The organism is Clostridium polynesiense, assembly GCF_000820705.1.
Classification (GTDB): domain Bacteria; phylum Bacillota; class Clostridia; order Clostridiales; family Clostridiaceae; genus Clostridium_AA; species Clostridium_AA polynesiense.
This window is the reverse complement of sequence record NZ_CCXI01000036.1, coordinates 1-4,799: the sequence shown is the minus strand read 5'-3', so window position 1 is coordinate 4,799 and position 4,799 is coordinate 1. Positions and strand designations below refer to the sequence as shown.

The following is a 4,799-nucleotide window of genomic DNA, read 5'->3' as shown; positions in this document are numbered from 1 at the left end:
AGCAGGAGATAAAATAGCAAATTTTCTAGGCATTTCAAAATATTCTATATACAATTACATAGATATTAAAAACAAACTTTAAAATCTATCACATACTAACTCTAATAAAAAATAAGGCGGTGTGAAAATGAATGAGTTTATGAAAATTGCTATAGAAGAAGCCTTTGAGGGAATGAAAAACAACCATGGTGGTCCTTTCGGAGCAGTTATTGTAAAGGACGGAAAAATTATAGCAAGAGCACACAATGAAGTAATAAGCACGAATGACCCCACAGCTCATGCTGAGATGAATGCAATAAGAAAGGCCTGCAGAATCCTTGGAAGATTCGATTTATCTGACTGTGAAATATATTCTTCCTGTGAGCCCTGTCCTATGTGCTTTGCTGCAATCCACTGGGCAAAGATTAAAAAGCTTTATTACGGTGCGACCCGAGAAGATGCTGCGGATATAGATTTTGATGACCAATATATTTATGATGTTATTAGAGGGAATGCATCAGAGCTTCAAGTAGATGTGGTGCAGATAGACAGAGATAAAAGCCTTGAGCCTTTCCATGAATGGAAATTTAAAATGGACAGAGTACAGTATTAGACTATAACATCTTTAAACGTAAAAAAGATATAGGATACATTTTAAATGAATTCTATATCTTTTTTTAATTACTTATAAAAGTATTATCCCTATAAAGAAATCTCCAATTATCTGCTTATATTGGATTTTCTATCTAAATCCTTTAGTTCATTAATTATGTCTTTAAATTCTTTTTCCTCTCTAATTAAATCAAATTCAGAAGCCTCAAGGATTTTAAATATATTTTCATATAAATTCATGGTTATCGTTCGTTTTACCTGTAAAATATCTTTGAAACACCATATACTACTGAACTTTTCAGGATTATTAATGTCATGATTTCTAATGTCCTCTACCATTTTCATAAGCATATCCATAGCTTTATTTCTTTCCTTAAACTTCAAATAAACCTGAGCAAAATTCAGATATTCAGTATATAAGGACAAACCGGAATTACCATTAAGAGAAGTAGATTTTTTTATATCAATAGATAACTTATAATAGTTTTCCGCCATATTTAAATCTCTTTCATCCCTGATATATGAATTTGCCAGTCCCATGCAGAAAAGGGAAATATCATTTATATTTTTATATAACTTGCTTTGAAGTATTTCTCTAGCTTTTTTATACTCACTTTTTTCAATATATATATTTGCAAGTATTACATCAGGATCTATATATCTTTTTGGTATCTTATTCAAGGCATCAATGGCTTTATGCGCATCACCTACAGTTGGATACAAAGCACCCAGCTGAAACAATGCCTGCTCTGTTAACTCTGATTTACTGCAGTTTTTTGCTACATCCTCATAAAGCTCAATGGAATATCCTATCATCTTCATCCCCTTCTCTTCCTCTGGGGCTTTCCATGAATACATAGTAAATAAAAAAGCAATCCTAAACTTTAAAAAATAACTGTAAGGATATTTATCTATATAGGCTCTACTTAATTTTACTGTTTCTTCCAATTCACCGCTACTGAATAATTTTTCACATTCCATATATATATCCATAACCTCTTCATCTGTCAGATCGGTTTTAAAATCTAAAAGTATATCTATAGAAACGTTAAAAAATGTAGCAATAACCGGAAGTAAGGTTATGTCAGGATAGGAAATACCGCTTTCCCATTTTGATACTGCTGCTGTAGAAACTCCAATAAAATTTGCAAGCTGTTCCTGAGTCATTTCCTTTTCTTTTCTGAGCTTATAAATAATATCACCGATTAGTAATTTTTTCATTGATTATCACTCCGCTGTAGTATTATAGGATCCTATACACTCAGTATAACCGCTTTTACTGCCTATACCAATGGATTTATAGTTTAATATATTATAGGAAACTTAACTACAGGTTAAAGAGTTTTTTCGAATATACCAATTATTTTATAAGCTTTATAATTTCTTCGCAGTTTTTCTCTATACTTCCATCTTCACCGGTTACACAAATATCATGACGTTCCGTTGTAAACAAGCCATACTTTCTTTCCAGCATTTTGCTCACAGCTTCAGGGAGATTTCCCTTCATTCTTTTAGAAAAACGAAACTTTATCGTCTCCAAGTCAGCAGTAACAAGTACCCTCAGTGCTTGCTCCGGTAAAAAGGACAGCTGTTCTTCTTCTGAAATAACATAAAGGATATTTCCTTCTGATAAAGCAGAATTCAGCTTCTTCTTAAAAATCACTTTTGCCATGCTTTCGCTTTTTGCTAAACTCAGGTAATCCTTTCCGGTAATAATTTCTGCACCGATTTTTTCACTTATGCATTCAGCTAGTGAGGATTTCCCCACACAGCTGTCACCCATTATTCCAATAACCATATATTTTCCCCCTTTTATTGTCTTCAGTATTTCTTCTAAATAAATTATTTACATTAAGAAGGAATTAATCATAAGAAACCCTGCTTACTCATAATATCTCTTTTACAGATTTTTATCCATAAATTCCCTTCTATGTATTTAATTATATATAATGCTAAATAAAAGTCACTAAATTAAATCATGCTTATTCCATTGTGCCTTTAAAATAGATATACCAACCATAAATAGAATCAGCTGTGCTAACACCATTGCTAGCCATATGCCATAAGATTTCAAAATAAGGCAGCATATCAGGAGACATATAGGGGTTATCACTAATGGCTCTACATAAGTAAGGATACTGGCTTCCTTATTCCTGCTTGATGCAAACAAAAAGGGAACCAAAACCCGGTTAAATCCGATAAAGGGTATCATAACCAGAAGGTAAATCAGTACTCTCTCTACCATTTCTGCTACTTGAGAAGAAGCATTAAAAAGCATTGGTACTTTGAAACGTACAGCGTACAGTACTATAATTAAAAATCCAGCTACAGAGCTCATAAATACTATTGCTTTTTTAAAGGTCTTTTGAACACCTGTCTTATTTTTACTCCCGGTACAGTAGCTTATAATAGGCTGTATTCCATTCCCTATTCCGGTAAATAATATCTGTATTGCAAGAATGAGCTGATTCATCACAGCAAAAGCAGCAAGAGTATCCTGTCCACTAGTCCATACGCAGGCATAGTTTATGCACATAACTACAATTGAAGGAGCTAGTTGAACGCCAAAAGGAGAAAGACCGGTTCTAACTACCTTTTGAACAATTGATTTTTGTGGCTTCAAATCACTGAAAACAGGACGGGTTTTCTTATCTCCAAAGAGAATGATAAAATAAACAACTGCTGATGCCGCTTGTCCCAAAACTGTTGCAAGAGCGGCTCCTAAAGTACCCATTTTAAAAACCAGAACAAATAATCCGTCAAGGATTATGTTGAGAATAAGAGCTCCCACCATAACAGACATAGCAAGTACTGATTTACCTGAATTGATAACCAGATTACTCAGACCGCTGGAAAACATCTGAAAGCAGCCGAAGGTCAGAACTATTTTCAGATAATCTAAGGCAGGTTGAGATATATCCCCTTTAGCACCAAGCAAAGATGTAATATGTTTGCTAAAAAAGCTTCCTGTTAAAAAGATTATCACTGATATAATAAAAAGCAAAGTAATAGTAACATCTCTGGCTTTTCTCATATTTTCCTCGTCTTTGTTTCCTGCACAGGTAGACATTACAATAGAGCCACCCATACCTATTCCAGCAGCTAAAGCCGTTACCAGTGCAGCCACAGGAGCTACTAAATTTACAGCTGTCAGACCTAAATCACCGGTTCCCTGTCCTATAAAAATACCGTCAACAAAAGCAAAGGTACCTCCAAGAAGCACTGTGATCATGCTGGGTATTACATATTTCCAAAATTGATTTTCAATTGATTTCATCTAAATAAGCTCCTTTTCGTAAACATAAAATTGAAAGTGGTGGTTATAAACAACCTGTTTCCTTTCATTAATCCTTTTAAATCCTTGATGTTCATAAAATCCATAATTGCAGCTGTCATCAGTATAAACATAGATTAGTTTGGAGCTGTTTGCTTTAAATTCCTCCACTAGGCTTCTATATAGTCCCGTACCAACATGCTGTCCACGTATAGCTTCATCTGTAACAAAGAAAACAAGCTCCCCGTCATAGCTTTTACCTATCTCTTTAAGCATCTCATTATCAAGACGCTCAAAACCTTTAAAAAGATTAAGAATGAATTCACCTTCCTTATACCTCTTCATTTTTGTATAATAGTACAGCTGCTTCAACCTGTAGATTAAATTTAGCTTTTCCGGCTTTTTATGTGAATTTCCCATTATAATTCCAACAGGTTTCCCCTTTTCTTCAGCAACGAGATTGTAGTTCTGACTGCATAAACAGCTATATAAATAGATTTTTCCCATCAAAAGGGCAACCTCAGGGTTTTTACTAAGTCGATTATATCCCCAGGTATCTCGGATAATTTCTGCTAATAAAGTTTCATCACTTATTTTAAATTTACGATATTTCAATATCATACACCTCCGTTAAAGCTTGTATTTTACCTGCTCAAAGTGTATGATAAACTATACACTAACTGTAAAGTCAATAAGGAGATTAAAAAAATGAGGGATGAATTATTTACCATTCAGCAGTATGCTGATTTACATGAAATAGGCAATCGCACTCTGCATTTTTATGATAAAATCGGATTGTTTTCTCCTGCGATAAAAAAAAGAAAACGGATATAGGTATTATTCTCTTTCTCAGGGTTCTACTCTTGAGATGATTCTTACTTTGAGAGAGCTTGATATGTCCCTGGAAGATATTAAGGCATACATGGATAAAAGG

The 4,799-nt window shown here is 33.9% G+C and carries 7 protein-coding genes; 3 read left to right on the top strand and 4 right to left on the bottom strand.

Annotated elements, in window-relative coordinates; all coding sequences use genetic code 11:
• Positions 1–127 precede the first annotated feature (127 nt).
• The gene (locus TA89_RS03910) at positions 128–592 is read left to right on the top strand and encodes a nucleoside deaminase (RefSeq protein WP_040211016.1); all 465 of its coding nucleotides are present in this window, start codon (positions 128–130) and stop codon (positions 590–592) included.
• 107 nt (positions 593–699) lie between these two features.
• On the opposite strand, the gene TA89_RS03905 is transcribed toward TA89_RS03910, so the two are convergent.
• The 4 genes from TA89_RS03905 to TA89_RS03890 all read right to left on the bottom strand — a co-directional run bounded on the left by TA89_RS03905 (position 700) and on the right by TA89_RS03890 (position 4,480).
• Entirely contained in the window at positions 700–1,812 is a 1,113-nt protein-coding gene (locus TA89_RS03905) for a helix-turn-helix domain-containing protein (protein WP_040211015.1), read from the bottom strand.
• A 139-nt stretch (positions 1,813–1,951) separates the two neighbouring features.
• Complete coding sequence (locus TA89_RS03900; protein WP_040211014.1) at positions 1,952–2,389, bottom strand: hypothetical protein; 438 nt, start codon at positions 2,387–2,389, stop codon at positions 1,952–1,954.
• A gap of 168 nt (positions 2,390–2,557) precedes the next feature.
• Positions 2,558–3,868: an MATE family efflux transporter gene (locus TA89_RS03895; RefSeq protein ID WP_040211013.1), complete on the bottom strand. Its 1,311-nt coding sequence runs from the start codon at positions 3,866–3,868 to the stop codon at positions 2,558–2,560.
• Positions 3,869–4,480 (bottom strand): GNAT family N-acetyltransferase, encoded by a 612-nt coding sequence (locus TA89_RS03890; protein ID WP_052447312.1) that lies wholly within the window; start codon positions 4,478–4,480, stop codon positions 3,869–3,871. It lies immediately after the preceding gene.
• Positions 4,481–4,573: 93 nt separating this feature from the next.
• Between TA89_RS03890 and TA89_RS19010 the strand changes: the two genes are divergently transcribed.
• On the top strand, positions 4,574–4,699 hold the full coding sequence (locus TA89_RS19010; protein WP_278246203.1) for a MerR family transcriptional regulator: 126 nt from the start codon (positions 4,574–4,576) through the stop codon (positions 4,697–4,699).
• A 34-nt stretch (positions 4,700–4,733) separates the two neighbouring features.
• Positions 4,734–4,799: MerR family transcriptional regulator (locus tag TA89_RS19245; RefSeq protein ID WP_242850071.1), on the top strand; the 66-nt coding region annotated here is incomplete at its 3' end.

Coding starts and splice junctions, on each gene's coding strand:
- TA89_RS03900 (WP_040211014.1), bottom strand. CDS start 2,389: ATGGTTATTGGAATAATGGGTGACAGCTGTGTGGGGAAATCCTCACTA.
- TA89_RS03905 (WP_040211015.1), bottom strand. CDS start 1,812: ATGAAAAAATTACTAATCGGTGATATTATTTATAAGCTCAGAAAAGAA.
- TA89_RS03895 (WP_040211013.1), bottom strand. CDS start 3,868: ATGAAATCAATTGAAAATCAATTTTGGAAATATGTAATACCCAGCATG.
- TA89_RS03910 (WP_040211016.1), top strand. CDS start 128: ATGAATGAGTTTATGAAAATTGCTATAGAAGAAGCCTTTGAGGGAATG.
- TA89_RS19010 (WP_278246203.1), top strand. CDS start 4,574: ATGAGGGATGAATTATTTACCATTCAGCAGTATGCTGATTTACATGAA.